Raw genomic sequence first — 26,097 nt, forward strand, 5'->3', positions numbered from 1 at the left:
TATTTGGCCCGCGTTACCGTCGAAGATTGCGTCGACAAGGTTACCAACCGTTTTGACCTCGTCCTGCTCGCCGCCCAGCGCGCGCGGGAGATTTCCGGCGGCGCCGAGCTGACGCTCGATCGCGACCGGGACAAAAATCCGGTCGTCGCCCTGCGCGAGATCGCGGAAGAAACGGTCATGCCCGACGACCTCCACGATTCGCTCGTCGCGTCGCTGCAGAAGGTGCAGATCGACGATGACGATACGCCGGACGAGATCGGCTCGATCGCTCAGTCGGCGGAGGCCCTGCGCCTGACCGCTGCTGCGCCGCCGCGCAACCAGAATATCGGCGGCGACTACGACGGCTGATCGCCCGACAGGTTTGGAGAGGGAATGAGGCCCGGCCCGCGCAAGCGGGACCGGGCCTCGACCTTTTCTGGCTAAGGGGGCCGGAAAACGGGAGTTGGTTTTCAAGAATTCAACCCCGTTCGCCCTGAGCTTGTCGAAGGGCCGCTCTTTCTTCTTGAAGGGAAGTAAAGGGCTTCGACAGGCTCAGCCCGAACGGAGGTTAGAGGTAATTTTCGTTCAAAGCAGCGCTTTCATTGATAAGCGGGCGGCCCCATCAAAAGCCGTCCAGCGCTCGATAGATCAGCACTTCGAATTGCGGTCGATCGCCCGGCCGGCCAACGCACCGGCGCCTGCGCCGATGATGGTGCCCGGCGCACGGTCGCCCCGGGTGTCGACGGCGCGGCCCAGCAGGGCGCCGGCAACGCCGCCCAGCAGCAGGCCGGTGGTGCCGCCCGACTTGCGGCAGCGATAGCCGCGATCGTCCCGATAGCCGCGACGGTCGGCATAATAATCGTCACGGCGACCATGATCGCCGCGATAGTGGCGCTCGCGGTTCCAGCGGCGCTCTCCATGCGCATAAGATGCCGACGGCACGATGGCGGTCAGCGTGGCGGCGGCGACGGCGGTGGCCAAGATGGCTTTGCGGATGTTCATCATTTATCTCCTCCAGACCCGAATTATCTGATTACAGGCGGAGATATGGCAGGGCTTCCTTGTTTCGATCCTGAACCGAACTGTTATCTGCCGTTCAGCTTGAGAAGGGCGGCATCGTTTCCGGCTTGTCCCAAGGCGCTGTCAATTTAGGATTTTTCTGATCCACCCTGTCGGATGAAGCATCACGCCACCTTATCCGCATGGCACGGCGCCGACACCAAGCTCTGTCGCGTGGCCGCCGCCTGCGTATCGCGTCGCCGTGACCCTCGTGGAGCGCGACAGGCGCGCGGACGTCGCGCCCCTGCCGCGTTTATGGTGCATTGCTGGCGCAATCGGCCCAAACCGCCCCACGACACTGTGAACTTTGGCCTGTTGCGTGGAAGGCGCGCTTTTCTACAGCATCGCCTTCTGGTCTGCGCCGATCGCTGGCAAGGCCCAGTCGATCGGCCCGCGGCCCTTGGCTTCCAGAAAATCATTGGCCTTGGAAAAGGGGCGCGACCCCAGGAACCCGTTATGCGCGGACAGCGGGGAAGGGTGCGCCGACTTGATCACCAGATGCCGGCTCTGGTCGATGAATCCACCCTTGCGCTGGGCATAGGCGCCCCAGAGCAGGAACACGACCGGCTCTTCCTTTTGCGCGACCAGCCGCACGATCGAATCGGTAAAGGTCTCCCAGCCCTTGCCCTGATGCGACGCGGCGCGGCCCATCTCGACCGTCAGCACGCTGTTCAGCAGGAGCACGCCCTGCTTGGCCCAATGCTCCAGAAAGCCATGGCGCGCCGGCGCGATGCCCAGGTCCGCCTGCATTTCCTTGTAGATATTGACCAGCGACGGCGGCGTGCGCACGCCCGGCTGCACCGAGAAGCACAGACCATGCGCCTGCCCCTCGCCATGATAGGGGTCTTGTCCCAGGATCACCGCCTTGACCTCATCCAGTGGGGTCAGGTCCAGTGCGCGAAAATATTCGCTGCCCTTGGGAAAGATGCGTTTCCCAGCCGCCTTTTCGTCCTGCAAAAAACCCTTGAGCGCCTGCATGTGCGGGGCGGCGAATTGGTCGGCCAGCGGAAGGCGCCAGCTTTCGTGCAGCTTGATCGTGTCGCTCATGGTGCCGGTGATGGTCCGGCCGGACCATCACGTCAACCATGGAGGAACTGATGGTCCGGCCGGACCATCACGTCAACCATGGAGGCTTGCCATGGCCGCCGCATTGCGCGAGGGAGATCGCCATGCCGCAATTGTCCCGTTCCTCTGCCTGGCTGGCCGCGCTTGGCCTGTTCTTCACCCCGCTCCCCAGCGCCGACGCCTTCGGCCCGCCGCCCAAGCCGCTGGTGCAACAGACGGCGGAAGCGAAATTGCTGGCCGAGTTCGAGCGCTTCGCCACGCTCTCGGACGGCACGGTCGGGATCGCGGTGCGCGACCTCCAGACCGGCGAGACGCAAAGCCTCAACGGCGACACGCTGTTCCCGATGGCCAGCGCCTACAAGGTCGCGGTGGCGGGGCGCATCTTTGCGCTAGTCGATGCGGGCGAATTGCGACTGGACGACCAGTTGGCGCTCGACCCGGCGCTGGCGAGCGAGGGCGGTATCGCCTGGATGTTCTCGCGTCCCGGCGCCAGCCTTTCGGTCGACCGGCTGCTCGAACTGATGCTCCAGAGGAGCGATAATAATGCGACCGACGTGCTGGTCGCGCGGGCGGGCGGGCCGCAGGCGATCACCGCGTTCGTGACCAGGCTGGGTGTCACCGGCCTGCGCGTCGACAGCGACACCGCGCATCTTCTCTACCGCGCCATGGGCATCCACCCCATGTCTGGCAGTTTCCGCCAGAATGCCGATGCCGCGCGCCGCGCCAATCCGCTGCTCGTCACCCGCGACATTCGCGACCTGCCCAATATCGACTTCGCGATGGAGCCGGAGGACACGTCCACGCCCAAGGCGATGCTCGACCTCATCACCGCTTATGAATCGGGCCGCGCCCTGTCGGCCGCCAGCACTCAGCGCCTCTTCACGATTATGGCGCATTGCGAGACGGGCAAGGCCCGGATCGTGGGCATGTTGCCGCCCGGCACCGCCGTCGCGCACAAGACCGGCTCGCTTAACGGCACCGGCAATGACGTCGGCATCGTCCGCCTGCCCGATGGTCGCCGTTTCGCCGTCGTCGCCTTCGTCATGAAGGACAACAAGGGCCATGTCGCGCGCGATCGCGTGATCGCCGAAGGCGCGCGCGCCGCCTATGATTATTTCCTCTACGCTCCCGAAAGAGCCCACGGCCTGACGCATAAGTCTTAACAGAGGCGATGTGGGTCATTACGCTGGCGGCAGAGAGGATGGCCGTGACCAGCATGAACCGTTTCCGCGATTTCTGGCCCTATTATCTGCAGGAACATGCGCGCGCCGGGACGCGCGCACTCCATTATGTAGGGACCAGCCTCGTCATCGCGCTGGCCGCGGCGATGCCGCTGACCGGATATTGGTGGATGGCGGCCGCGCTGCCGCTGGCAGGCTATGGCTTCGCCTGGGTGTCGCATGGCCTGATCGAGCGGAACCGCCCGGCGACTTTCCGCTACCCGCTCTGGTCGCTGCGCGCCGACTTCTTCATGTGGCTGCGTTTCCTGACTGGCCATATGAAGTATGATCTGGCCAGGGCCGGGGTGCTGCCGGACGGCACCGTCGATCCGGCCCGGCGGATTACCGTTTAAACCGATCGCTTGACCCCGTCCCGTGCTCTGCCACAAGGGGGCCATGTCTCTCGCAGCGCCTCTGACCGCGACTTTTTCCCGGCCCGATCGGGCCGCTCTCGCCCGGCGCTGGCAGGATTTGGAGGCGAGATCCGACGCCTCCTTCTTCCTCGGCTGGACCTGGGTCGGCGCCTGGCTCGACAGCTATGCGATCCAGCCTGAATTGCTGGCCGTCACCGATGGGGAAGGGCGGGACGTTGCACTGACGCTGGTCGGCCATGCGATGCAGCGCCGCCTGCTTGGCCCCGTCGCGACGCTCAGCCTCAACCAGTCGGGCGATCCCGTGGCCGATCGTCCCTATGTCGAATATAATGGCCTGCTCGCGGAAACCGGCCGGGACGTGGAAGCGTCCGGCGCCGTCATCGACGCGCTGGCCCGCCGCCGCGACTGGCGGGCGCTCCGCCTGAGCGGCGTCACGCCGGACGCGCCATGGCTGGACCTGCCCGCGCGCCGCCGAAACTGCATCGATGCGTCTCCGGTCTATCAGGTCGATCTCGACGCCGTGCGCACGGCCGGGGGCGACTATCTCTCGCTGCTCAGCGCGAATACGCGCAGCCAGATCCGCCGCGCGATTAAGGACCGGGGTGGAGCGTTACCCGATGTCACGACCGGCACGCTGGCGGACATCGAACTCTGGATCGAGGAAATGGCGGCGTTCAACCGGGGGCGGCACGCCGACAATGCGTGGGACGATGCCGGTTTCCGGGGCTTCGTCGCGACGGTCGCTGCGCGGGGTTTGCCGACGGGGCAGGTCGAACTGCTACGCTTCACCGATCGGGGGGGAGTGGTCGGCCTGCTCGTCAATTTCGTGCATCGCGGCGTGGCGATGAATTATCAGTCCGCCTTCGCCGAACCGAACGGGGCCAAGGACAAGCCCGGCCTGCTCTGTCACGCCGCGGCGGTCGGCGAGTATGCCGGGCGCGATCTGGCGCGCTACAGCTTCCTCGCCGGCAAGGACCGCTACAAGCAGAGCCTCTCCACCTGCGAGGAACGGCTGGAATGGTGGGTGATCGAGCGGTTTACGCCCCGGCTGGAGGCCGAGGCGCTGCTGCGTCGGCTGCTCAGGCGCCCAGTTTCCGCATGATGCGGTAGAAGAAGCGGCGCATCCCCTGCCGCTCGGGTTTCGGGCTGACCGTGCCGACGGGCAGGCCGCGCTTGCGCAGCAGCGCATTGAGGCTGTGCAACTCGCTTTCCGCCACGGACCGTTCGGATCGCCATGTCACTGACAGGCTGATGGAGACGGCCGGACCATTCTCCACGAAATGGGGCGCCTTCACCGGCACATGGATCGCCTCGCCCGGCGCCAGCGGGAAGGCGCTGCCGCGTGCCTTGAAGCCGTCCTGCCAGAGCAGGTTGCGATGGCCGCCATTATGGAATTCTTCGCTCTTCTGCGCCGGCACCAGTTCCTCGTCACGCGCGGGGAAGACCGTCATGATCTTGGTCCCCATGATCTGGAGCAGGATATTATGTTCCGGGTCCATGTGGAACGGCGTGACGCTGCCGGGGGACGATAGGAAGATGAACGCCTCCCGGTGCAGCATCGGCCCGGTCTGGGCGTTGACGATCGGCTCCAGTTCGGCAAGCGCCGTATCGAGCAAGGCGGCGTAGACGGGATCACGCTCGACATTCTTGAGCACGGCCCAGCTGCCATTGCTCTCGATCGTGCGGATCGTCTCCCCCAGCGTCAGCCCATTGGCTGGCGTATCCTCCGGCCGCACGCCCAGCGGCAACTTGCCCAGATTATATTCGACCGAGGCCGCGGGCATCCGTTCGGCCAGTTCCGCCAGAGCGTGGAGGTTCAGCAGTTCGTGGCCGACGAGGCCATGGGCCAGCTTGACCGGCTGGTCGGGATAGGCTGCGGCAAAAATATCCCGCGCGCTGTCGGGGAATGTGACCGTCGCGTCGGCCATGATGGAACGATGGGCGGTCATCCCTGTCCTTTCAGAAAGCGAGCCAAGGTTTCCGTGCCGTTGGCAAGAGCGAAGGCGGCGACGCGCTGGATCCGCGCGACGCCCTTGCCGCGCAGGGCAATGCGATATTTCGCGATGGTGCGCCGTTCGGCCCAGAGGCTGTCGATCATCGGATGGTCGGCCGCGGCGCAGCTGTCCATCCAGCCGATATCGGTATCATCCTGCACTGCGTGGAGGTTGGCGATCTCGATCAGCACGCCCGGAGAGAAGCGGCCTAGCGTCTCGTCAATGGCGATCTTGAAGGAGAAGGCTCCTTCGCCATGGCGAAAATTGACCAGCATGGCGATCGGCCGCCCGTCGAGGTCGATGCGCAGCATGTGCAGCCGGCCTGCGTCGCTGGCAGCCGTGCAGGCGGCGCGGAAGAAGGCGATATGCTCGGGCTTGCAGGCCAGCGCCGTACCTTCCTTGCCCTTCCACCCCGATGCTTCGAGCGCCAGGAAGTCGCTGCACCAGTCGGCGAGGTCAGCCGGATCGGTCAGCAGCCGCTGCTCGACCGTGCCCAGTTCGGCCAGCCGTTTTTGCAAGCGCCGCAATTCCTTGCGTTTCTTGGAGCGGACATGGGCTTCCCAATAGGTGTCGGCATCCAGGTCTGACCGCAGCATCGCCCGGTCATAGCGATGAATTTCGCGCCAGCCGCGCCGCTGCTCGACGCACAGCGTCTCGATCGCGGCGGCATTGGCGCCCGCAGCGTCGATTCCCTCCAGATGCAGGAAGCCGCGCGCCCAGGGGGCCGCGTCCAGCTGCGCCATGAAATCGCGCCAGGCTGTCAGTTCCTGTCCACGCCGAATGATCGGCGCGCCGAAGAAGCAATGATCGTGCATCCAGTTTGCAACGCAGCCGATGGGCAGGCGACCATGTCTGTTCTGCATGACGACCGGCAGCAGGCCGATCAGACCCTCTCCGGTCCGTGCCTGGATCAGCCGGACCGTCATGCCGGTCGCCAGATGGTCGAGCGCCGCGCCCAGCATGTCAGGCGCGTAGAAGGCATTGGCTTCGGCCGCGTCCAGCGCCAGTGCCGTCCAGCGCGCCCGCGGCGTCGGCGCTGCTGTATCGCACGCAAGAGGCGACGGATGGAAAGCCATGTCCATTTGCCCCCCTTAGGCAGGAAAGATTAGGGAAAGCCTAAGCAGGAAGCCGCCGGGAGCGGTGCATTCGGGCGATAGGCTTGCTGGGGGGTTTACATCGGCTGTCGCTTCGGCAGAGACGGGGCACAGCTTCCTGAGGAGAAATAGGCATGACGATTCTCGTCACCGGCGCAGCGGGCTTCATCGGCATGCATGTTGCCGATCAACTGATGGCGCAGGGCCATGCCGTGGTCGGCATCGACAATCTCAACGACTATTATCCCGTGTCGCTCAAGCGTGCCCGGCTCGATGCGCTGCATCAGGCCCATGGCAAGCTTTTCACCTTCCACGAGCTGGATTTCGCCGACATGGGCGCCGTCCAGGCGGCGCTTCATGACCAGGTGATCGAATCGATCGTTCATCTGGGCGCCCAGGCAGGGGTGCGTTATTCGCTGATCAATCCGCACGCCTATGTGCGTTCCAATCTCGCGGGGCATGTGAACATGCTGGAACTGGCGCGGGAGCGTCGTGTGCGGCATCTCGTCTATGCTTCGTCCTCCTCGGTCTATGGCGGCAATGACAGCCTCCCCTTCCGGGTCGAAGACCGGACCGATCATCCTGTCTCGCTTTATGCCGCGACCAAGCGCGCCGACGAATTGATGAGCGAGACCTATGCCCATCTTTTCCGCATTCCGATGACCGGCCTGCGCTTCTTCACCGTTTACGGTCCGTGGGGCCGGCCTGACATGGCGATGTGGATATTCACGTCGAAGATCCTGGCGGGCGAGCCGATCCCGGTCTTCAACCATGGCCGGATGCAGCGCGACTTCACCTATATCGACGATATTGTCAGCGGCATATTGGGGTGTCTCGATCATCCGCCGGCTGATGACGGCGCGGTCAAGGCGGGTGGCAGTCGCGCGCCGCACCGGCTGTACAATATCGGCAACAACCGGCCAGAAGAGCTTATGCACCTCATCTCGGTGCTGGAGGATGCGATCGGCAGGAAGGCGAAGATCGATTTCCAGCCGATGCAGCCGGGCGATGTCCATGCGACCTTTGCCGACGTGAGTGCCATAGTTCAGGATATCGGTTTCGCGCCCAGCACGACGATCGAGTCGGGGGTTCCGCGTTTCGTAGACTGGTATCGCGCCTATCATGCCTCCAGTTGAAGGCGGCGCACGCATGAGCGGCAAAAAGGATGCGCTGCTTGTCGCATGATATGTTCGTTCGGCCGTGTTTCGTTTCCGTTCCGATCGACATTTCGTGAAAGTTTTTCCTTCGCACCTGCGAAATGGTTTGCCATAACTGACTGATACGGCGTAGACCGTCGGTCTGTTCTGGCCTCGCGCCGGCAGAGGTCGCGATGGTGAGGGAAAGGCGGCACGCCGAATTCGGCGGTTCGTCGCCGTTTGTGTCTGTAGCTCCAGGCTTGCGGCACAAGCGGAAAAAAGGGCAAGCGCGTGTCGATATCAGCATCCAAGATCGTGCCTTTCGGTTCAGGCGGACGTATCGTTGAAACCGCGTGTCGGAGCCTTTCGATAGCGGCCAGCGGGTTGCATGCGCTCGAAGCGCGTTTCAGCGAGCGTGAATTCGCGGCCAATTTCCTTCGTCTCGTCGGCATACTGATGAATGTTCGCGGCCGCGTGATCGTGACCGGGATCGGCAAGAGCGGCATCGTCGCGCGCAAGATGACCGCGACGCTGACATCGACCGGGACGCCCGCCATCTTCCTGCATCCCGCGGATGCGGGCCATGGCGATCTGGGCATGGTGACGCCGGACGATGTCGTATTGATGCTGTCCCATTCCGGGGAATCGACCGAACTTGGGCCCATCATCCAATATTGCAAACGCTTTGCCATCCCGCTGCTGGCGATGACCGCGCGCGCGCAAAGCACGGCTGCACTGGCGGCCGACATCTGCATCCTGATGCCGAATGTGCCGGAAGCCTGCCCCAATGCGCTGGCGCCCACCACCTCGACCACGGTGCAGATGGCCTTTGGCGACGCGCTGGCGGTATCGCTGATGGAGATGCGCGGCTTTTCGGCCGACGATTTCCACAAATTCCACCCCAATGGCCGACTCGGCGCGCAACTGCTCAAGGTGCGTGAATTGATGGCGACGGGGGATAATGTGCCCACGGTGCGGGAGGATGCCTCGCTGTTGGACGCCACCATCGAAATGACGCGTGGCCGTTTGGGTGGCACGGCGATCGTCGATCGTGGCGGCCGTCTGATCGGGGCCTTCACCGACGGGGATTTGCGCCGGACGGTTACGGGCAAGCAGAATCTGACCGACTCGGTCGGTCGCTTCATGACCACGACGCCGCAATCGGTCGGCCCGGACGAACTGGCGTCCGAAGCGCTACATCTTATGCACGAGCGCAATATCATGCTGCTGTTCGTATGCGAGAATGACCGGCTGAAGGGCGCGCTCCACATGCATGACCTGCTGCACGCCGGGGTTGCCTGAAGCATCTCGTCGTCATTCCCGCGCGCGCCGGATCGACCCGGCTGCCGCGCAAGCCGCTGCGTCTGATCGCCGGACGCACGCTGCTGCATCGCACCATCGCCATGGCGCGATCGGCCATCGCCGACCGTGCTGACACCGTCTTTGTCGTGGCCACCGACGACGGGGACATTGCGGATCATGCTCAGGCCGTGGGTTGCCAGGCGGTAATGACCGACAGCGCGATCGCCACCGGATCGGGCCGTGCGCTCGCCGCCGCGCTGGCCATACCGGACGCGCCGCGCTTCGTCGTCAATCTTCAGGGCGATTCGCCCTTCCAGCCCCAAGGCGCGCTCGGTGCCGTCATCGCCGCGCTGGAGCAGGGCGCCGAAGTCGCGACGCCGGTGATCGCGCTCGACTGGTCCGCGCTCGACGGGCTGCGGGAGCATAAGTTGCGGTCGCCCTTCAGCGGCACGACCTGCGCGCGCGCGCCGGACGGCCGGGCGCTCTGGTTCTCCAAGACGATCATCCCGGCGATCCGCAACGAGGAGAGGCTGCGCGCCAGCGAACCGCGTTCGCCGGTCTGGCGCCATGTCGGCCTTTATGGCTATGCGCTGGACGCGCTGCGCCGGTTCGAGGCGTGCCCGCCGACGGCGCTGGAAACGCTGGAGGGACTGGAGCAGTTGCGTCTGTTGGAACTCGGCATCCCCGTCATGACGGTCGCCGTGGATCCGCCCGTCTTCGACAGTTCGGGGATCGACACCGAAGCCGACATAGTCCGCGTCGAACGGCTGATCGCCGAACATGGCGATCCGACGCCGGCGCTCTGACGGGCATGCGCCGCATCTTCGTCATCCGCCACGGCAACACCTTCGCTAGCGGCGAGGAACCGCGCCGGATCGGCGCCCGCACTGACATCCCGCTGGTCGAGAGCGGCCGCGTGCAGGCCGCAGCGCTGGGCGACTGGTTCTCTGGTCAGGGCGTTATCGTCAGTCGCCTCCTGTCCAGCCCGCTGCTGCGCGCGCACGAAACGGCAGGCGCGATTGCCGCCGCCACTGGTCATGAACTGGACGGGACACGCGACTGGCTGGGCGAGATCGACCATGGCCCCGACGAAGGGCTGTCCGAAACCGATGTGCTGGCGCGGATCGGCCCGGCTGCGCTGGCGCTATGGGAAGAGCAGGGTGTCGCGCCCGACGGCTGGATCGTCGATGCCGACATGCGCCTGGCCGCCTGGCGTGCTTTCTTCGCCGAGCGGGGGGAGGGTGTGGACCTGCTCGTCACCAGCAACGGCGCGGCCCGTTTCGCGCTGCTGGCGCTTGGCCTGCCCCCGCGCAAGCTGCGGACGGGGGCGTTCGGCGAATTGGCCGTGGCAACGGACGGCTCCGTCAGTCTGGTCCGCTGGGACGCGCGTCCCTAGCCGTCACGCCACCGCCGATTCCAGCAGCCGGATCGTGCCCGTGATTGCATCCATTTCCGCCTGCACGCCGACCGGCAGACTATATTGATCGGCGACATGGCCGAACTGGCCACCCTGAAAGGCGGGGATGCCGAGCGGCTCCAGATGCTGTTGCAGCACTTCGGACAAGGTGAAGCCGCCGAAGCTGGGGCCGCCCGGACCGCAGTCGGTGCACTGGCCGAAGGCCACGCCCTTGAGCTTGCCCAGCACGCCCGCCAGCTTCATCTGGGTCAGCATCCGGTCGATCCGGTAGGGCTGTTCGCCGATATCCTCGATGAAGAGGATCGCGCCGCTGAAGTCGGGCAGCCAAGGCGTTCCCATCAGGGCCGCCAGCACGGTCAGGTTCCCGCCCAGCAGCCGCCCGCGCGCCACGCCGGGTCGGAAGGTACGGATACGCCCGACCCGCTGTGCCAGACGATCCTCATGCCCTTCCGGATTGGTGAAGGTCGGCGTACCTGCGTCGAAGGCGACGGCGCGGAAGGCGTCCCAGCTATATTGGCCCCATTTGCTCGACGCGACGGGGCCGTGGATGGTGGTGAAGCCCGCCTTGGCAGCGAAGGCCATGTGCAGCGCAGTGATATCGGAATAGCCGATCAGCAGCTTGGGATTTTTTCGGATGGTCGCGAAATCCAGCAGCGGCAGGATGCGCGCGCAGCCCCAGCCGCCCCGCACCGCAAACACCGCCCTGACCTCCGGATCGGCGAACATCGCGTTCACGTCGGCGGCGCGATCCTCATCCTTGCCCGCCAGATAGCCATAGCGTTCGGCCAGATGCGGCGCGTCCTTCGGGATCAGCCCCATGGCGCGGATCGTGTCCCTGACCAGATCCAGATCGAAGGCGTCGTCGGTGAAGCCGGCCGGCTCGATCAGCCCGACCGTATCGCCCTGTCGCAGCCGGGGCGGGCGGATGAGTCCCGGCGTCGCCGCTCCGACCGGCATTTGCGCGGCCGCCAGCATCGCGCCCATGCCCGCTATCCAGCTGCGGCGGTCCATCTGCATCGTCAATAGCTGCTCCCATCCTTGTGGCGGTAGGCTCCGCCCGACCATAGAAGATCGATATCCGAATAATGACAATCGCCCGAGGGAGGACGACCGAAGGCGACGAATACGCAATCCTCCCCGCTTTCATTCAGCAGGTGATGGCCGTTCGGCTCACCCTTGGGAAAGGCAGCCATGTCGCCGGGATGCAGCAGCGTGCGCGCGCCATCTTCGACCAGCACCGCCTGACCTGCCAGCATGACGAGGAATTCGTCCTCATCCTCATGCCAATGCCGGTGGGAGGATGCGCCGCCCGGCTTCAGCACCACATGGCTGACGCCAAAGTCCGACAATCCCGTGGCCGGACCCAGCCGCCGATACCATCGCTCCGCGACCATGGCCGCATGTTCGGCGGGATAGCCGGTACGGTTCGTCTGTTCGATGCGTTCAAGGTCGATCCTGGGCATGACCCGTCTCCTGCGGCTGGCCAAGGGGCCATGCTTTCGCTAACGCCACCCTATGAGCATGACCAGCCCCAATGATGATGTCGTGGCCCTGGCCCAGCGCCTGCTGGCCTGCCCGTCCGTAACGCCGGCCACTGGCGAGGTTTTTGAGGCGCTGGAGGCGATGCTGCTGCCGCTGGGCTTTACCGTCGACCGCTTCGTCACGGGCGAGGCGCCCGATGGCCCGGTCGAAAATCTGCTCGCCTGGCGCACCACCGGTGCGGGGCCGCATTTCGCCTTTGCCGGGCATCTGGACGTGGTGCCGCCGGGGCCGGGCTGGGCCAGCGACCCCTTCGCGCCGGAAATCCGTGGCGACCTGCTCTACGGCCGGGGTGCGGTGGACATGAAGGGATCGATCGCGGCCTTCGTCGCGGCGCTTTCCGACCTGCCCGATGATCCGCCCGGTACGATAAGCCTGATCATTACCGGTGATGAAGAAGGTCCGGCGACCTATGGCACGCTGGCGCTGATGGACCGGATGGCGGCGCGCGACCTGCGGCCCGACTTCTGTCTGGTCGGCGAACCGACATCCTCCCAGCGGCTGGGCGATGTAGTGAAGATCGGCCGGCGCGGGTCGGTCAATATGTGGATCAGCGTCGCGGGCAGCCAGGGCCATGTCGCCTATCCGCATCTGGCGGACAATCCGATCCCCAAGCTGGTGCGCATCCTGACGGCGATTGAAGCGCAGGTGCTGGATGAGGGCACCGACTGGTTCCAGCCCAGCAACATCGAGATCACCGACCTGGAAGTCGGCAACCCGGCGCATAATGTCATTCCCGGCAAGGCCATCGCGCGCATCTCGATCCGCTTCAACGACCAGCATAGCGGGGCGTCGCTGATAGATCGGATCAAGGCCATCGCAGCGACCGAAGGCGCTACGGTGGAAGCACGGATCAGCGGCGAATCCTTCCTGACCCAGCCAGGCGCGCTGTCCGATCTGGTCAGCGGTGCGATCCGCGACGTGACCGGGGTGGAAACGGAATTGTCTACCACCGGCGGCACGTCCGATGCGCGGTTCCTCTCGCGCATCTGCCCGGTGGTCGAATTCGGCCTCAACAACGCGACCATGCACAAGCTGGATGAGGCGGTCGCGGTGCAGGATCTGCGCGACCTGCAACGCATCTACGCGCTGGTGGTCGGGCGGGCGCTGGCGAAGGGCTGACGCCCGCCCCTTCCGGTCAGGGATGGGGCGGGCGTCGTGTCCTTCAATGTTTGCCCGGCTTGCTCGACGTGCCTGGTGCGGTCGGGTTGACCAGTTGCGCGCCTTGGGGAAGGCCGGTGCCGCCCATGTCGATCTTGCGCGCCTGCTCCCGGGCGACCGTCTGCGGATCGTCGCGCTTGGCGATCGCCGCCTTGGTTTCCTCGTCCATGTCGGCATCGTCCGCAGCATCGCGACCGCCGCCACGGCTCCAGCCCAGGATGATCGACATGCGCCGGTTGCGCGGGTCATAGGCGTCCCCCTTGATGAAGGGTTCGCGGTCGGCGATTCCCTCGATCCGGGCGAAGCGTTCGTTGCCGATGCCATTTTCCGCCAGAACCTGCCGGGTCGCTTCCGCCCGACCGGAGGACAGGCGCCAATTGTTCATCGATCGTCCCGATGCATAGGGCAGGGCATCGGTATGGCCCCGCACGATCAGCGGATTGGGCATGGCATCGACGACCTTGGCGACTTCCCCGATCAGCGCGCGAGCCTGCGGCACCAGCTGGTCGGTGCCCATGGCGAACATCGCGAAATCGGCTTCGTCGATCAGGTCGATGCGCAGCCCTTCGCGCGTTTCGGTAAAGCGCACATTCTTGCGCAGCTTCGCCATGCCCTTGCGCATCATGCGCTCTTCCAGATTCTTCTTGATCGACTCGAATTTCTGCCGATCGGCGGCGCGCATCGCCTTGCCGCCCTGATCCTTGGTGCCGGTGGCGTCGCGCGGGATGGTGATGGCCAGATTGCCCTGACCGCCGGTGGTCGGATAATTGTCCTTGCTCATCATGCTGTCGCCGCCGAACATGCCGGTCGACCCGGCCGAGTTCATCTTCAGTTCGACCAGCGTCGGGGTGAAATAGTCGGCCAGCCCCTTGCGCTGCTTCTCCGTGGTCGCGCCCAGCAGCCACATCAGCAGGAAGAAGGCCATCATCGCCGTCACGAAGTCGGCATAGGCAACCTTCCAGGCGCCACCGTGATGGCCGCCATGTCCTTCGACGATGATTTTCTTGACGATGATCGGCCGTGGTTCCGGCTCGTTCCCGCCGCGCTTCTTCTCCGCCATGGCTTATTTGCCCCGCATGCCGTCGAACACTTCGGCGAAGGCCGGCTGGTTCGCATGGGTCAGGCTGGAGCGGGCGGCCTCGATCACCAGCGGCTGCGGGTGGCCGTGCAGCGACGCGATGATGATCTGCTTGACGACATGATACATGGCGCCGTCGGCCTCGATCACCGCACGGCAGCGATTGGCGAAGGGATTGACCATGCCATAGGCGAGCAGCACGCCGAGGAAGGTGCCGACCAGCGCCGAGCCGATCATGGCGCCCAGCACAGACGGCGGCTGGTCGATCGAACCCATGGTCTTTACCACGCCCAGCACCGCCGCGACGATGCCGAGGGCAGGCAAGGCGTCGGCCAGTCCCTGAAGATTGTCGGCGGGCTTCAGCGCCTCATGATGATGGGTCTTGAGCGCATTATCCATCACTTCCTCGACCGCATGCGGATCAAGCGTACCGGATGAAATGACGACCAGGCGCAGCGTGTCGCTCATCAGATGGATGAGCGTCTTGTCCTTCATCAGCTTGGGATATTCGGAAAAGATGGTCGAGCTGGCCGGATCCTCGATATGGGGTTCCAACGCCACCGGGCCTTCGACGCGCAGCGTCTTCATCAGCTTGCTGACCAGGAACATGCAGTCCAGAAAGTCCTGCTTCTTATACTGCGGTCCCTTGAAGACCTTGCCCAGGCCGCCGCCCAGCGCTTTCAGGTCGGCGCCCGAATTGCCGATGATGAGCGCGCCCACGGCCGCGCCACCGATGATGAGCATTTCGTGGGGGAGCGCATGAAGTACCGGGCCGATGTCGCCGCCGGTGAAGATGAAGCCGCCGAACACCATGCCCAGAAGCACGACAAGGCCGATGATTGCAAACATGATGGTCCCCGAAAATTTGCCCGGAGGCGGTGGCTCCGTCAGCGCCTCCAGGCGCCGGTCGCTTTCTGGTTAATACGGATTGGTTAGCATCCGCTTTAGGACCGGGGCCGGCTTTTCCCTTATTTGATCAGGTCGAAGAGGGTCTGCTGGTTGATGCGTGCGAAGGCCGACTGGGCGGCTTCGAGCTGGAGCAGCTGCGCCTTCACATTGGCGATCACTTCCTGGAGATCGGTCGATTCCAGGTCGGTGCGACGCTCGGTCAGGTTGAGGTCGACATTGGTGAGACGCTCGCCGATCGTTTCCAGCCGGTCGCTCCGGACGCCCTGCTTGGTCTGTTCGACCGTGATGTGCGTCTGCGCCGCCTTCACCCCTTCCAGCGATGTGGCGATCGCCGCGTCGTCGCCGGTTTGCAGCGCGCTGATGCTCTGCGTCAGAATGTCGTTGATCGACATGGGCGTGCCGTTGACGTCGATGCCTTCCGACACGTCCTGCTTCGTGCCGACCACGGCCAGATTCAGGCCACGGCTGACGGGCACGAGCACGCTCTGCTCATCGTCGAAGACCGAGACGCCCTGATAATCCTTCTGGTTCAGCAGTTCGTTGATCGTCGTGCGGATCGTCGTCATCTCCTCGACATAGGCGGCGCGGCTGCTGTCGTTCAGCGACCCGTTGCGGGCCGCCGTCACCAGTTCCTGCGCACGGGTCAGGAGGTTGTCGATTTCCTTGAGATTGGCTTCGGCATTGCCAGCGCGGGTCGTGCCATAGCTGACATTGGCCTGCCAGGCCGCTTGCTGCGCCTGCGCGCGACCGACATCCGACACCTGCACCCAGGCGAGTGCGTTGTCGGACGGCTTGTTCAGCGTGATGCCGGTCGAGATGGCGGTCTGACCGTCGATGATGTCCTGCGACAATTTCTGCTGCCGACGGATCTCGGCGAGCATGATCTTGTTCGTGATGCCTACCATGGGTCAGTCCTTTCCGATCACATGATATTCAGGATGGAGTCGATGGTTTCCTTGGCCACCTGCAGGATCTTGGCGGACGCCGAATAGGCCTGCTGGATGCGCAGGAGATCGGCGGCTTCCATGTCGAGATCGACGCCGCTCACCGCTTCGCGCGCGGCGACGGCCTGGTCGTTGCGGCTGTTGGCGGTGTCATATTCCGCCTTCGTCGCCGACAGCAGGTTGGCATGGCTTGCGACCAGCGACGTCCAGTTCTGCTCGACGCTGCCACTGCCGCGCAGCGCCGTGCTGACATTCAGCAGATTGCCATTCGCGGTGCCATCGGCGGATTTGAGCGCCAGATCGGCGGGATCGACGTCAAGCGCGGTCATCGTCGCCGCGCTGCCCGTCCAGGACAGGAGCGCCCCGCCCGCTGCGCCGCTGTCGGTCACGCCCTGCGCATGCCAGGCGTTGACGTCGGTCACGAACTGTTCGGCCAGCGTGTCGAGGCTCTCGCGGCGGTCGGCTACCGTGTCGGCGGCGGAGAAAAGGCCGCCCAGCGTGCCGCTGGAAGGTGCGGTCAGTGCGGTGCCGTCGGCCAGGCTCAGCCCCAGCGTCCCGTCGGCATTGGCGGCGACCGACAGGCTGGTGGCGGTGTTGCCGCTCACCAGCGTCTGGCCGTTGAAGCTGATTTCCGCGCTGTCATGCGCGCCGAAGCTGATCGAGATGTTCAGGTTCGCCGACAGATCCTGCAAGGCTGAATCCCGGCTGTCGAGCAGCTGCGCATAGGCCGATGTGCCCGGCTGCGCGCGCAGCAGGCTGTTGTTGATGTCGGCGAGGGCGGAGAGCGACTGGTTGATCGTGTTGACCGACGCCTGCGCTTCGGTGGCGATGCCTTCCGACACGGTTTTGAGATCGGCAGCGGTGTCGTTGAAGGCCTGCGACACGCGGCTGATGCTGTCGAGCGTGGTGACGCGCAGCGAGTTGTCGGACGGGCTGGCCGCCAGCTTCTCCATATTCTGGAACATGCCGGTCATCAGTTGGCCGATGCCGGTGCTGCTGTCGTTCATCGCGGTTTCGGCATCGCTCAGCCAGCGCAGGCGCGAGGTCGCGCTACCCAGCGTCATGCCGGTCTGGCGGACGGTAGCGTCGAGATAGGGATCGCTCGCGCGATTGACGCCCGAAACCTGCGTGCCGCCGAAATTGGCGCGCGCGACGTAGAGCGACATGGTGGCGGTCGACGCGCCGGATTCGACGGTCGTTATCGACCGGCGTGCGTAGCCGGCAGTGCTGGCATTGGCGATATTCTCGGAAATGGCGGCCATCGCGGTGCGATAGGCCTTGGTGCCCGAGGCGCCGATGATGAAGAGGTCGCTCATGCGCCGGTCGCCCCAGTTGCGGCGTTAGTGGCCGGGGTGTCCGACACGCGATCGCCGAACTGCTTCAGCAGCAACTCTGCAATGCCCATCGCGCCCTTGCTCGCCATTGCGTCGGCGGTGCGGGCGTCGGCCATGTCGCGAAATTGCTGGGTGGCGCTCGAATCGCCGATGCCTTCGGCGAGGCTTGCCGATCGCATCGCGCCGATCATCTGGCGCAGGAATACAGCCTCGAACTGCTGCGCGACCTTGCCGAGCGCGGCTTTTTGCGAGGTGCCGGTGCCGGCTGCGGTCGTGCCGGCGGCGTTTGTTCCATTGACCTGCATCACAATACCACCAGCTCCGCCTTCATCGCGCCCGCCTGCTTGAGCGCTTCGAGGATCGCGACCATGTCCGCCGGGGAAGCCCCGATGGCGTTGACCGCCTTCACTATATCGGCCAGCGACGCCCCACCTTTAAAATTGATCATCGGTTTTTTCTGTTCGTCGATGCTGATGTTGCTCGACGGCTCCAGCGCGGTCTGGCCCTGGCTGAAGGGTGCGGGCTGCACGATGCGGGGGCTTTCATTGACGCTGACGGTCAGTTTTCCGTGCGCCACGGCGGCCGGATGGATCTTTACCGCACCGTTGATGACGACGGTTCCGGTGCGGGCGTTGACGATCACCTTGGCCGGTGCGTCAGCGGGGGCGACCTCGATATTCTCGATCATGCCCATCATCAGGATGCGGTCCTCGGCGCCCGGCGTGGCGTCGATCGCGACGGAGACGGCATCGGTCGCGCGGGCGCGGCGATCGCCGAAAGTCTTGTTAATCCCGTCCGCCACGCGCAGAGCGGTGGTCAGGTCGGCTTCGGCGAGGTTGAAGGTCAGCGTCGGTGCGGTGTCGAAGCCGGTCGCGACGGCGCGTTCCACCGTGGCGCCGCCCGGAATGCGGCCGGCCGAAGGAATATTGACCGACACCTGGCTGCCATCCGCGCCGGATACGCCGAGGCCGCCGACGGCCAGATTGCCCTGCGCCATGCCGTAAATCTCGTTGTCCGCACCGCGCAGTGGCGTCATGATCAGCGTGCCGCCGCGCAGCGACTTGGCCTTGCCCAGCGCCGACACGGTCACGTCGAGGCGTTGCCCTGGCTTGGCGAAGGCGGGTAGGTCCGCTGTCACCAGAACCGCGGCGGCATTCTTCAGCGCCGGATTGACGCCCTGCGGCAAAGTGAGGCCGAAGCGCGATACGACGCCCTTCATGCCTTCGGTCGCATATTGGATGCTGTCGTCGCCGGTACCGGCCAGACCCACGACGATGCCGTATCCGGTCAGCTGGTTGGGACGCACGCCCTGGAAAGTGCCGAGATCCTTGATGCGTTCGGCACGGGCGGCCGGCGCGGTAGCCAGCGCTCCGATGGACGCCAGAATCGGCAGGAGAAGGCGGAACAGGCGGTTCATGGTCTTTTCCGTCTCCGTCAGAAGGGGCTGATGGCCGAGAAGAAGCGCTGCAACCAGCCTTGGCGGCTGGCATTGGCGATCTCGCCCTTGCCCTTGTAGATGATCCTGGCATCGGCCACGCGGGTCGATGCGATGCGGTTGTCGGGCGCGATATCGGCTTGGCGGACGAGGCCGCTGATCTGGATGAATTCGTCGCCGCGGTTGAGGGTCAATGCCTTCTCGCCCTTCACCAGCATCGTGCCGTTGGGATAGACCTGCGCGACTGTCACGGTGATTTCGCCGGTGAGCGCGTTGGACTGGCTCGCGGCGCCCTTGCCGGTGAACGTGTTCTGGCCGCTGGCTGCCACGTCGCTGGGCGAGAAGAGCTTGGACAATATGCCGGTGGTCGGCGGCGTCAGCCCGACCGATCCGCTGCGGGCGGTGTCTGCGCTCGTGCTCTTGCTCGCCTGGGTGCGCTCGACCAGTACGATGGTGATGATGTCGCCCACCGCCGTAGCGCGCGCGCCGCTGGTCAGCGGGGTATAGCCGATTGCCGACTGGAAGATGGAGCCGTTGGCGGGCGGCGCGGCGGGCGGCGCGATCGTCGGCGTATAATAGTCGCGCTCGACATCGCGCTTGTTCTTCTTGCCGGCCTCCAGAGGGGAGGCAGCCAGTGCGATCAGCGAGATGGCGACGAAGGCGGCGTGGGACGGGCGCATCATTCGGCTCAGATATTCTGGTTGACGTACTGGAGCATTTCGTCAGTCGCCTTGATCATCTTCGAATTGACCTCATAGGCGCGCTGGGTCTCGATCATGTCGACCAGTTCCTCGACGATGTTGACGTTCGACGTTTCCAGATAGCCCGACCGGATGAGGCCTCGGCCTTCCAGCCCCGCGACGCCGACCTGCGGCGTGCCGCTGGCGGCGCTTTCGGTCAGCAGATTGCCGCCGATGGAGGTCAGGCCTGCCGGGTTCATGAAGCTCGCCAGTTCGATCTGGCCCAGCTGGCTGGGTTCGCTTTCGCCCTGCAAGGTCGCGGAAACGGTGCCGTCATTGCCGACGGTGACGGATGTCGCACCCTGCGGCACGGTGATCTGCGGGATCAGCGGCAGGCCGTCGCTGGTTACGACGGTGCCCTCCGCGGTGACGCTGAAATTGCCGGCGCGGGTATAGGCGATGGAGCCGTCGGGCTGTTGCACCTGGAAATAGCCCGATCCCTCGATCGCCATGTCCAGCGCATTGTTGGTCTGATTGAGCGTGCCTTGGGTGTTGATCTTGCTGGTGCCCTGGAGCGCAACGCCCGAACCCAAGTTTAGGCCGTTGGCGAACTTGTTCTCGCTGTCCGAATTGGCGCCTGCCTGAATGATCTGCTGATAGGCCAGCGTCTCGAAATCGGCGCGGTCCTTCTTGAAACCGGTGGTGTTGACGTTCGCCAGATTGTTGGCGATCACGCGCATCTTCGTGTTCTGCGCGTCAAGGCCGGTGCGGGCGACATGAAGGGCGGCGTTGCTCATCGTTCAATCTCCGTGCGGCTTCCCAAGGGGAGGCTCATGCGCTCATCACAGCAAGATGCGTGCCAGAATTAACCCCAAAATTAACCAAGGCCTTTAGCTGTCGAGGCGCATCAGCGACGCGCCGCCGTCGTCCAGCTGCTTGGCGGTATCGATCATCTTGACCTGGGTTTCCCAGGCGCGGCTCGCCTCGATCATCTGGATCAGCGCCTGGGTCGAATTGACGTTCGATCCTTCCAGCGATCCCGACGTGACGCTTGCCAGGGGATCGGACGGCAGCGCGCCGCCGTTCACTTCTCGGAACAGCCCGTCCGTACCTTTGGCGATACTGGAGCCTACGGCATTGACCAGCTTCAGCTTGTCGACCTGCGCTGGGTTGGCGGGATCGCCGCCCTGCGGCACGCCCCAGATGCTGCCGTCCTTGGCGATGGAGATGCTGTCCATCTGCGGCAAGGTGATCGGGCCGCCTTCGCCCAACACGGCAAGGCCGTCGCCGGTGGTCAGCAGGCCGCTGTCGGTGACGCGCAGGTCTCCGCGGCGCGTATAGGCTTCGCTGCCGTCGGCGCCCTGAACGGCGAGCAGGGCATCGCCGTTCATCGCCACGTCCAGCGGATTGCCGGTAGATGTGACCGCGCCTTGCGCCATGTCGGCGGCGATCACCTGTTCCGAAGCCTGGGCACGGGTGTCGAAGGTTTCGCCCTGGATCCAGCGCGTCTCGGCATTGGCGATCTCGGCGCGAAAGCCGACAGTGTTGACGTTCGCGAGATTGTTCGCGACCGACGCCTGCCGCGCCATCGCGCCGCGCATTGCCGTAAGTGCCGTGTTGACGAGCCGGTCCATGGGCTGATCCTTCTATCCCGTCCGAAGCTTAGGTGCGCAGGTTGACGATGGTGGTGGTCAGCGTGTTCGCCGCCTCGATCGCCTTGCTGTTCGCCTGGAAATTGCGCTGCGCGGCGATCAGGTTCACCAGTTCATCGGTGATGTCGACGTTCGAGCGCTCCAGGAAGCCCGAGTTGACGGCGCCGAACAGACCCTGATTGGCGGTGCCGAGCGTGGGCTGGCCGCTGGCGACGGTGGAGGTCCAGTGGGCGTCGCCTTCCTGGCGCAGGCCTTCCTGGCTGTTGAAGGACGCCATGGCGACCTGACCCAGATAGACGGTGGTTCCATCGGCATAGACCGCCGAAACCAGCCCTTCCTTCGATACGCCGACGCTGTTCAGCTGCGCGCCGTTCGCATCGCCGTTCAGCGTGGTCGGGATTTGCAGGTCGGTCAGGTCGGCTGGGGTGGCGCCGGTGGTGGCGCCGGTCAGGTCGCCGGTCTGGGGATCGACCGGGAAAACCTGGAGGCGCGATCCGGTCGTATCGACGGCATAACGGTCTTCATCGACGGCAATGGCGCCGTTGCGAGTATAGCTGACGGTGCCGTCCTCACCCTTCACGGTGAAGAAGCCTTCGCCCGTGATCGCGAGGTCCATCGTCTTGTCGGTGCCCTCGATCGTGCCCTGCGTGAACTGCTGGGCGACGTCCTGCACGCGCACGCCCTGACCAGCGACCTGATTGGTGGTCTGCATCGGCGCGGCGGCGAAGATGTCGCCGAACTGCGCCTTGCTCTTCTTGAAGGCGGTCGAGCTGACGTTGGCGACGTTGTTGGAGGTGGTGGCGAGGTCGATCTGGGCGGCTTTCAGGCCCGAGAGGGAGATGTAGAAGGACATGGCGTTGCTCCTTGGGTGAAAAGGATCTGTGGGTGAGGGAGATTACATCAGGCTGATCGCGTCGGACGGGCTGTAGCTGCCGAGCGCGGTGATGAGCTTGGACGAGGAGCCGTCGGCGGGAGACTGAACGGCGGCGATGGTGGCCCAGGTCGCGACCTTGCTGGTGCTGGCGCCGCTGACCTTCACCTGCAGGGCGGAGGTCGAGATCGTTTCGCCCGCGTCATTCTTGCCGTCCCAGTAGAAGGTGAGGTCGCCGGCCGGCTGTGCGCCCGTATCGATCGACTTGACCACATTGCCGGCGGAATCGACCAGGTCGATGGTGGCGCCTTCGGTGGCGGCGGACAGGGTGATCTGCCCCGCATAGGTGCCGCTGGCATCGGGCGCGGCGATATTGCTCTGGACCAGCATCGACTTGCCGATCCAGCTGGCGGCGTCGCCCAGGCGCGTGCCGGTCAGCTCGCTGGCCATATTCTTCAGAGTCTGGTTCATTTCCGCGATGCCGGACGAATTGGTGATGGTCGCCATCTGCGACACCATCTGGGCGTTATCGACCGGCTCGAACGGATCCTGATACTGCATCTGCGCGGTCAGCAGCGTCAGGAAGCTCGACTGGTCCATGGTGGCGCTGCCCGTGCCGACCGTGGCGTTCGGATTATAGACCGAAAGGCCCGCGCTGTCGGTGACGGTGGAGGTCGTCGTCATTTGCCGATCCTTATGGTTTCGAGCATCAGGGACTTGGCTGTGTTCAAGACCTGAACGTTATTCTGGTACATGCGGGCGGTCTCGATCATGTCGACCAGCTCGGCATTGCTATCCACGGCCGCTTCCCAGACATCGCCATTGGCGTCGGCCAGCGGGTGGTTGGGGTCGTGGCGCTTGGTCGGCTCCGCATTGGTGGTGACGACATTCTTGACCTTCACGGTCGATACGCCCGGCGCGTCGGTGACGGATTCGAACACCGGCTTGATCGCCCGATAGGCTTCGCCCGCGCTGCCCGTGACGTTGCCGGCATTGGCCATGTTGGACGCGGTGGTGTTGAGCCGCACCAGCTGCGCGCTCATGGCGCGGCCAGCGATGTCGAAGACGTTCATAGGGTTTGAGCCGCTCATGCTCATTCTCCCTTCAGCGCGCGATTGATGGTGTTGATGCGCCCCTCCAGGAAGGAGAGGGTAGTGCGATATTTGACCGCATTTTCGGCAAAGAGCGTCTGCTCGGTGCTCAGTTCGACGGTATTGCCGTCGAGGCTGGGTTGCAGCGGTACGCGATAGCCCATCGAGTCATCGACGGCCTTGGACACGTCGGTGGCTGAATTGCCGGCCTGGGTCGTGGCTTCCTTGAGCGCGGCTTCGAAATCGATGTCGCGCGCCTTGTACCCCGGCGTCGAGGCGTTGGCGATATTGGACGCGAGCAGGGACAGGCGCTGCGAGCGAAGCGCCAGCGCCTTTCCATGTATCCCGAACAAATTATCTTCGACCGACATGCCTATTCGCTCTCAAAAGGCTCTAAAAGTTTCACATCGCCTGCCGTTATGAAGCCTGATGGCCTCTCCAGCGGGTGATCCAGTCTGTGATCAGCAAGAGCCGTGCCAATTTGCGTGGGTGACGCATCGGCAGGGCAGGAAATCCCGGAAAATGAAGGCCGAGCGTGGAGGGGCGGCAAGGGCGGCAACTTTTTGCCGGCCGGCGGCAGGGCGTTGCCGCATGGCGATGAGATGATGAAGGACTGGCGTTCATGGTCGCGATTTTCAGCCATTTGTTCGATCCGCTGACCCTGCTGGCGATGCTGGGCGGGATCGCTCTGGTGGCGGCTTTCCAGAATGGGATGGGACCGTTGGGCCGCGCCCTGGTGGCGCTGGACCCCCTCTTTTCCGCCGACCCGTCACGCGACCGCGATGCTGCTCGTGCAGCGATGCTGAAGATTGATCAGGTGGCGCAATTGCGTGGTCTCGCCTGCACCGACCGGGTGAAGACCGCCAGCCCCTTCCTGACCGATGCCGCGCGCAAGCTGGCCAATTGCGACACCACCGAAGCCTTCGAGATCTGGACGGTGCAGGAATTAACCGACCGGGCGCAGCGCCACGGCGCGGTGCACAAGGTTTGGCTGTCGATCGCGGACGCCGCGCCTGCACTGGGCATGGCCGGCACGATCATCGGCTTGGTCGGCATGTTCGCCGCGATGGAGGATCCCGCATCGCTCGGGCCGTCCATGGCGCTGGCGCTGCTCACTACTTTCTATGGCGTCGTCATCGCCAACATCATCGCGGCGCCCATCGCCGCGCGTCTCGCCGACCTGTCCGAACGTGAACTGGCCTGGCAGCGCGAGGCGGCGGACCGGATGCTGGCCATTGCCCGGCGCGAAAATGCGCCGTTGCGGCGCGCCTCGATCCGCGAAGTCGCATGACCGCCCCTGCTTCCTCCTCTGCGACCGCCCGGCGAAATCGCTGGGCGGTGAGTTTTGCCGACCTGCTTCTGCTGCTGCTCGCCTTCTTCGTGCTGCTTCAGGCCAGCGGATCGCGCCGCGATGCGATGTTGGCGCAGGTCAGTCAGCAATTTGGCGGGCGCGCCATGGCGCGGGGCGTGGAATTGCGCGCCGCCGACCTGTTCGAGCCGGGCGAGGCATTGCTCAGCGCCGCCGGAAGATCACGGCTTGCAGTCGTCGCGCGAGACTATGCGAAAGGGCCGGGCGCGGTGGAAATTCGCAGTCGCGGTTCCGATCCGGCGCGCCAGCGCTTCGACCAGTGGGATCTTGCCGCGGCTCGCCTGGGCGCGATCGCTCGCGCGCTTCAGGCCGATGGAATCGCGCAGGATCGCCTGCTGATCCGTGGCCTCGATCAGGCGGAGGGCAAGTTGGGGCAGGGGCAGATGATCCGGATCGCGCCGGGGCCGCTTACAGCCAACTGACGTCAACTGGCACGAAAATTGCTGAAATCGCTGCATGATTGTCCGCCCCATTGTCCGCCTTGTCAGGAGACATGCCGTGTTTCGATTTTCGTCCATCCTTCTCGCCATCGGCGCGCTGACCGTGGTTCAGCCTGCGCTGGCGCAGCAGAAATTCGAAAATCTCGACCGCATCGACAGCTTGGTCGCCATGACCGTGGGCGCCAGCCTGGGCGAACCGGGCGGCCCCGCAGCGCCGGTGGATCGCCGCCTGCGTCTTGCCGCCTGTCCGAACATGCCGACCGTCGAGGGGCCGATCTTCGGCGCAGCGATGGTGAAGTGCGAGGCGCTGGGCTGGCGCATCCGCGTGCCGCTTGTCGCGGGCGCTGCGGCTGCCGCTTCCGGCCCGCTGCCGGGCAATGCCGCTGCAAGCCGCTTCACGCGCGCCGCCGCGCCAGTGGCGACCAAGGAAAATGTCGTGCGCAAGGGCGATCCCGTCCAGCTGATGGCAGGCAATGCCGCTTTCAGCGTCTCGCGCATGATGGTCGCGGACGAGGATGGCGCCGTCGGCGAGACGATCCGGGTGCGCGAAGACAAGAAAAGCGCGCCGATTTTCGCGCAGATCGTGGAAATGGGGGTTGTGCGCATTCCCGGATTTAATAGTTTTTGAACTTGTCCGTTATAGGGTTTGAGGGACGAGTGAAGGATTTTACCCAATGATCAACTCTGTGGGTCAGAGCATCACCAGCGCGATCGGCGCCAACAGCCTGCGCGAAAGCGGCAAGGCGCGCGCTGCCGGCACCACGACGGCCGCCGCTGCGTCCGCATCGCTGGCATCGGCCAGCCCTGCTGCACGCATGGCGTCCGAAGGCGCACCGGTCGACATGGACAAGATCGCCGCCATCAAGGCTGCGATCGCTTCAGGCAACTACCCGGTCGACGCCGATGCCATTGCCGAGCGCATGATCGCGCTCGACCTGCCGGCAGCGGGTTAAG

The 26,097-nt window shown here is 64.8% G+C and carries 32 protein-coding genes; 13 read left to right on the top strand and 19 right to left on the bottom strand.

Annotated features, from left to right (window positions below; all coding sequences use genetic code 11):
- Positions 1-3 precede the first annotated feature (3 nt).
- On the top strand, positions 4-348 hold the full coding sequence (gene rpoZ / locus DM806_RS15660) for a DNA-directed RNA polymerase subunit omega (RefSeq protein WP_179044100.1): 345 nt from the start codon (positions 4-6) through the stop codon (positions 346-348).
- A gap of 279 nt (positions 349-627) precedes the next feature.
- Here rpoZ and DM806_RS15665 read toward each other — a convergent pair whose 3' ends face one another.
- Entirely contained in the window at positions 628-981 is a 354-nt protein-coding gene (locus DM806_RS15665) for a glycine zipper 2TM domain-containing protein (RefSeq protein ID WP_179044101.1), read from the bottom strand.
- A gap of 393 nt (positions 982-1,374) precedes the next feature.
- The gene (gene ung, locus DM806_RS15670; RefSeq protein WP_179044102.1) at positions 1,375-2,085 is read right to left on the bottom strand and encodes a uracil-DNA glycosylase; all 711 of its coding nucleotides are present in this window, start codon (positions 2,083-2,085) and stop codon (positions 1,375-1,377) included.
- Between the two features lie 122 nt (positions 2,086-2,207).
- Here ung and DM806_RS15675 point away from each other — a divergent pair, with 122 nt between their 5' ends.
- The 3 genes from DM806_RS15675 to DM806_RS15685 are packed head-to-tail and all read left to right on the top strand — an operon-like array spanning position 2,208 to position 4,799.
- Positions 2,208-3,266, top strand: coding sequence for a serine hydrolase (locus DM806_RS15675; protein WP_179044103.1), 1,059 nt, complete (start codon positions 2,208-2,210; stop codon positions 3,264-3,266).
- A 53-nt stretch (positions 3,267-3,319) separates the two neighbouring features.
- The gene (locus DM806_RS15680) at positions 3,320-3,676 is read left to right on the top strand and encodes a DUF962 domain-containing protein (protein ID WP_179044204.1); all 357 of its coding nucleotides are present in this window, start codon (positions 3,320-3,322) and stop codon (positions 3,674-3,676) included.
- Between the two features lie 43 nt (positions 3,677-3,719).
- On the top strand, positions 3,720-4,799 hold the full coding sequence (locus DM806_RS15685; protein ID WP_179044104.1) for a GNAT family N-acetyltransferase: 1,080 nt from the start codon (positions 3,720-3,722) through the stop codon (positions 4,797-4,799).
- On the opposite strand, the gene DM806_RS15690 is transcribed toward DM806_RS15685, so the two are convergent.
- Entirely contained in the window at positions 4,777-5,646 is an 870-nt protein-coding gene (locus tag DM806_RS15690; protein WP_179044105.1) for a cupin-like domain-containing protein, read from the bottom strand. The genes DM806_RS15685 and DM806_RS15690 overlap by 23 nt on opposite strands.
- A complete protein-coding gene (locus DM806_RS15695) occupies positions 5,643-6,773 on the bottom strand; it encodes a GNAT family N-acetyltransferase (RefSeq protein ID WP_179044106.1) in 1,131 nt (376 codons plus the stop codon). The genes DM806_RS15690 and DM806_RS15695 overlap by 4 nt, the downstream gene beginning before the upstream one ends.
- A 146-nt stretch (positions 6,774-6,919) precedes the next feature.
- Here DM806_RS15695 and DM806_RS15700 point away from each other — a divergent pair, with 146 nt between their 5' ends.
- The 4 genes from DM806_RS15700 to DM806_RS15715 all read left to right on the top strand — a co-directional run bounded on the left by DM806_RS15700 (position 6,920) and on the right by DM806_RS15715 (position 10,619).
- Positions 6,920-7,921, top strand: a complete 1,002-nt coding sequence (locus DM806_RS15700; protein ID WP_179044107.1) for an NAD-dependent epimerase/dehydratase family protein — start codon at positions 6,920-6,922, stop codon at positions 7,919-7,921.
- 297 nt (positions 7,922-8,218) lie between these two features.
- Complete coding sequence (locus DM806_RS15705) at positions 8,219-9,223, top strand: KpsF/GutQ family sugar-phosphate isomerase (RefSeq protein ID WP_372859577.1); 1,005 nt, start codon at positions 8,219-8,221, stop codon at positions 9,221-9,223.
- Positions 9,220-10,029, top strand: a complete 810-nt coding sequence (locus DM806_RS15710) for a 3-deoxy-manno-octulosonate cytidylyltransferase (protein ID WP_179044206.1) — start codon at positions 9,220-9,222, stop codon at positions 10,027-10,029. The genes DM806_RS15705 and DM806_RS15710 overlap by 4 nt, the downstream gene beginning before the upstream one ends.
- 5 nt (positions 10,030-10,034) lie before the next feature.
- Complete coding sequence (locus tag DM806_RS15715) at positions 10,035-10,619, top strand: histidine phosphatase family protein (RefSeq protein ID WP_179044108.1); 585 nt, start codon at positions 10,035-10,037, stop codon at positions 10,617-10,619.
- Positions 10,620-10,622: 3 nt separating this feature from the next.
- Here the strand turns inward: DM806_RS15715 and DM806_RS15720 are convergent, their stop codons facing one another.
- Both DM806_RS15720 and DM806_RS15725 read right to left on the bottom strand, forming a co-directional pair.
- On the bottom strand, positions 10,623-11,624 hold the full coding sequence (locus DM806_RS15720) for a S66 peptidase family protein (protein ID WP_372859578.1): 1,002 nt from the start codon (positions 11,622-11,624) through the stop codon (positions 10,623-10,625).
- Between the two features lie 35 nt (positions 11,625-11,659).
- A complete protein-coding gene (locus DM806_RS15725) occupies positions 11,660-12,103 on the bottom strand; it encodes a cupin domain-containing protein (protein WP_179044109.1) in 444 nt (147 codons plus the stop codon).
- Between the two features lie 52 nt (positions 12,104-12,155).
- Here DM806_RS15725 and dapE point away from each other — a divergent pair, with 52 nt between their 5' ends.
- Positions 12,156-13,301, top strand: coding sequence for a succinyl-diaminopimelate desuccinylase (gene dapE, locus DM806_RS15730; RefSeq protein WP_179044110.1), 1,146 nt, complete (start codon positions 12,156-12,158; stop codon positions 13,299-13,301).
- 43 nt (positions 13,302-13,344) lie between these two features.
- Here dapE and DM806_RS15735 read toward each other — a convergent pair whose 3' ends face one another.
- From DM806_RS15735 to flgB, 13 genes are all read right to left on the bottom strand, one after another.
- Positions 13,345-14,400: a flagellar motor protein MotB gene (locus DM806_RS15735; protein WP_179044111.1), complete on the bottom strand. Its 1,056-nt coding sequence runs from the start codon at positions 14,398-14,400 to the stop codon at positions 13,345-13,347.
- A 3-nt stretch (positions 14,401-14,403) separates the two neighbouring features.
- On the bottom strand, positions 14,404-15,267 hold the full coding sequence (motA, locus tag DM806_RS15740; protein WP_179044112.1) for a flagellar motor stator protein MotA: 864 nt from the start codon (positions 15,265-15,267) through the stop codon (positions 14,404-14,406).
- A gap of 119 nt (positions 15,268-15,386) precedes the next feature.
- Positions 15,387-16,232, bottom strand: a complete 846-nt coding sequence (locus DM806_RS15745) for a flagellin (protein ID WP_179044113.1) — start codon at positions 16,230-16,232, stop codon at positions 15,387-15,389.
- Positions 16,233-16,249: 17 nt separating this feature from the next.
- A complete protein-coding gene (gene flgK, locus DM806_RS15750) occupies positions 16,250-17,587 on the bottom strand; it encodes a flagellar hook-associated protein FlgK (RefSeq protein WP_179044114.1) in 1,338 nt (445 codons plus the stop codon).
- Positions 17,584-17,910 (bottom strand): rod-binding protein, encoded by a 327-nt coding sequence (locus DM806_RS15755; RefSeq protein ID WP_179044208.1) that lies wholly within the window; start codon positions 17,908-17,910, stop codon positions 17,584-17,586. The genes flgK and DM806_RS15755 overlap by 4 nt, the downstream gene beginning before the upstream one ends.
- Positions 17,910-19,013 carry a flagellar basal body P-ring protein FlgI gene (locus DM806_RS15760; protein ID WP_372859579.1) on the bottom strand — a complete coding sequence of 368 codons (1,104 nt, stop codon included), beginning with the start codon at positions 19,011-19,013 and terminating at the stop codon, positions 17,910-17,912. Before DM806_RS15760 ends, DM806_RS15755 begins: the two co-directional genes overlap by 1 nt.
- A 26-nt stretch (positions 19,014-19,039) precedes the next feature.
- Positions 19,040-19,720 carry a flagellar basal body L-ring protein FlgH gene (locus DM806_RS15765; protein WP_179044116.1) on the bottom strand — a complete coding sequence of 227 codons (681 nt, stop codon included), beginning with the start codon at positions 19,718-19,720 and terminating at the stop codon, positions 19,040-19,042.
- An 8-nt stretch (positions 19,721-19,728) separates the two neighbouring features.
- On the bottom strand, positions 19,729-20,517 hold the full coding sequence (gene flgG / locus DM806_RS15770) for a flagellar basal-body rod protein FlgG (protein WP_179044117.1): 789 nt from the start codon (positions 20,515-20,517) through the stop codon (positions 19,729-19,731).
- Between the two features lie 93 nt (positions 20,518-20,610).
- Complete coding sequence (locus DM806_RS15775) at positions 20,611-21,354, bottom strand: flagellar basal body rod protein FlgF (RefSeq protein WP_179044118.1); 744 nt, start codon at positions 21,352-21,354, stop codon at positions 20,611-20,613.
- Positions 21,355-21,382: 28 nt separating this feature from the next.
- Positions 21,383-22,225 carry a flagellar hook-basal body complex protein gene (locus DM806_RS15780; RefSeq protein WP_179044119.1) on the bottom strand — a complete coding sequence of 281 codons (843 nt, stop codon included), beginning with the start codon at positions 22,223-22,225 and terminating at the stop codon, positions 21,383-21,385.
- Positions 22,226-22,267: 42 nt separating this feature from the next.
- Entirely contained in the window at positions 22,268-22,927 is a 660-nt protein-coding gene (locus DM806_RS15785; RefSeq protein ID WP_179044120.1) for a flagellar hook assembly protein FlgD, read from the bottom strand.
- Positions 22,924-23,334: a flagellar basal body rod protein FlgC gene (flgC, locus tag DM806_RS15790; protein WP_179044121.1), complete on the bottom strand. Its 411-nt coding sequence runs from the start codon at positions 23,332-23,334 to the stop codon at positions 22,924-22,926. Before flgC ends, DM806_RS15785 begins: the two co-directional genes overlap by 4 nt.
- A gap of 2 nt (positions 23,335-23,336) precedes the next feature.
- Entirely contained in the window at positions 23,337-23,705 is a 369-nt protein-coding gene (gene flgB / locus DM806_RS15795; protein WP_179044122.1) for a flagellar basal body rod protein FlgB, read from the bottom strand.
- Between the two features lie 251 nt (positions 23,706-23,956).
- On the opposite strand from flgB, the gene DM806_RS15800 reads away from it, so the two are divergent.
- The 4 genes from DM806_RS15800 to flgM all read left to right on the top strand — a co-directional run bounded on the left by DM806_RS15800 (position 23,957) and on the right by flgM (position 26,096).
- Entirely contained in the window at positions 23,957-24,625 is a 669-nt protein-coding gene (locus DM806_RS15800; RefSeq protein ID WP_179044123.1) for a MotA/TolQ/ExbB proton channel family protein, read from the top strand.
- Positions 24,622-25,125, top strand: a complete 504-nt coding sequence (locus DM806_RS15805; protein WP_179044124.1) for a flagellar motor protein MotB — start codon at positions 24,622-24,624, stop codon at positions 25,123-25,125. Before DM806_RS15800 ends, DM806_RS15805 begins: the two co-directional genes overlap by 4 nt.
- A gap of 76 nt (positions 25,126-25,201) precedes the next feature.
- The gene (locus DM806_RS15810; RefSeq protein ID WP_372859563.1) at positions 25,202-25,771 is read left to right on the top strand and encodes a flagella basal body P-ring formation protein FlgA; all 570 of its coding nucleotides are present in this window, start codon (positions 25,202-25,204) and stop codon (positions 25,769-25,771) included.
- Positions 25,772-25,817: 46 nt separating this feature from the next.
- Positions 25,818-26,096, top strand: coding sequence for a flagellar biosynthesis anti-sigma factor FlgM (flgM, locus tag DM806_RS15815; RefSeq protein ID WP_179044126.1), 279 nt, complete (start codon positions 25,818-25,820; stop codon positions 26,094-26,096).
- Position 26,097: the final 1 nt, after the last annotated feature.

This window comes from Sphingobium lactosutens (assembly GCF_013393185.1).
GTDB classification, from domain to species: Bacteria; Pseudomonadota; Alphaproteobacteria; order Sphingomonadales; family Sphingomonadaceae; genus Sphingobium; species Sphingobium lactosutens_A.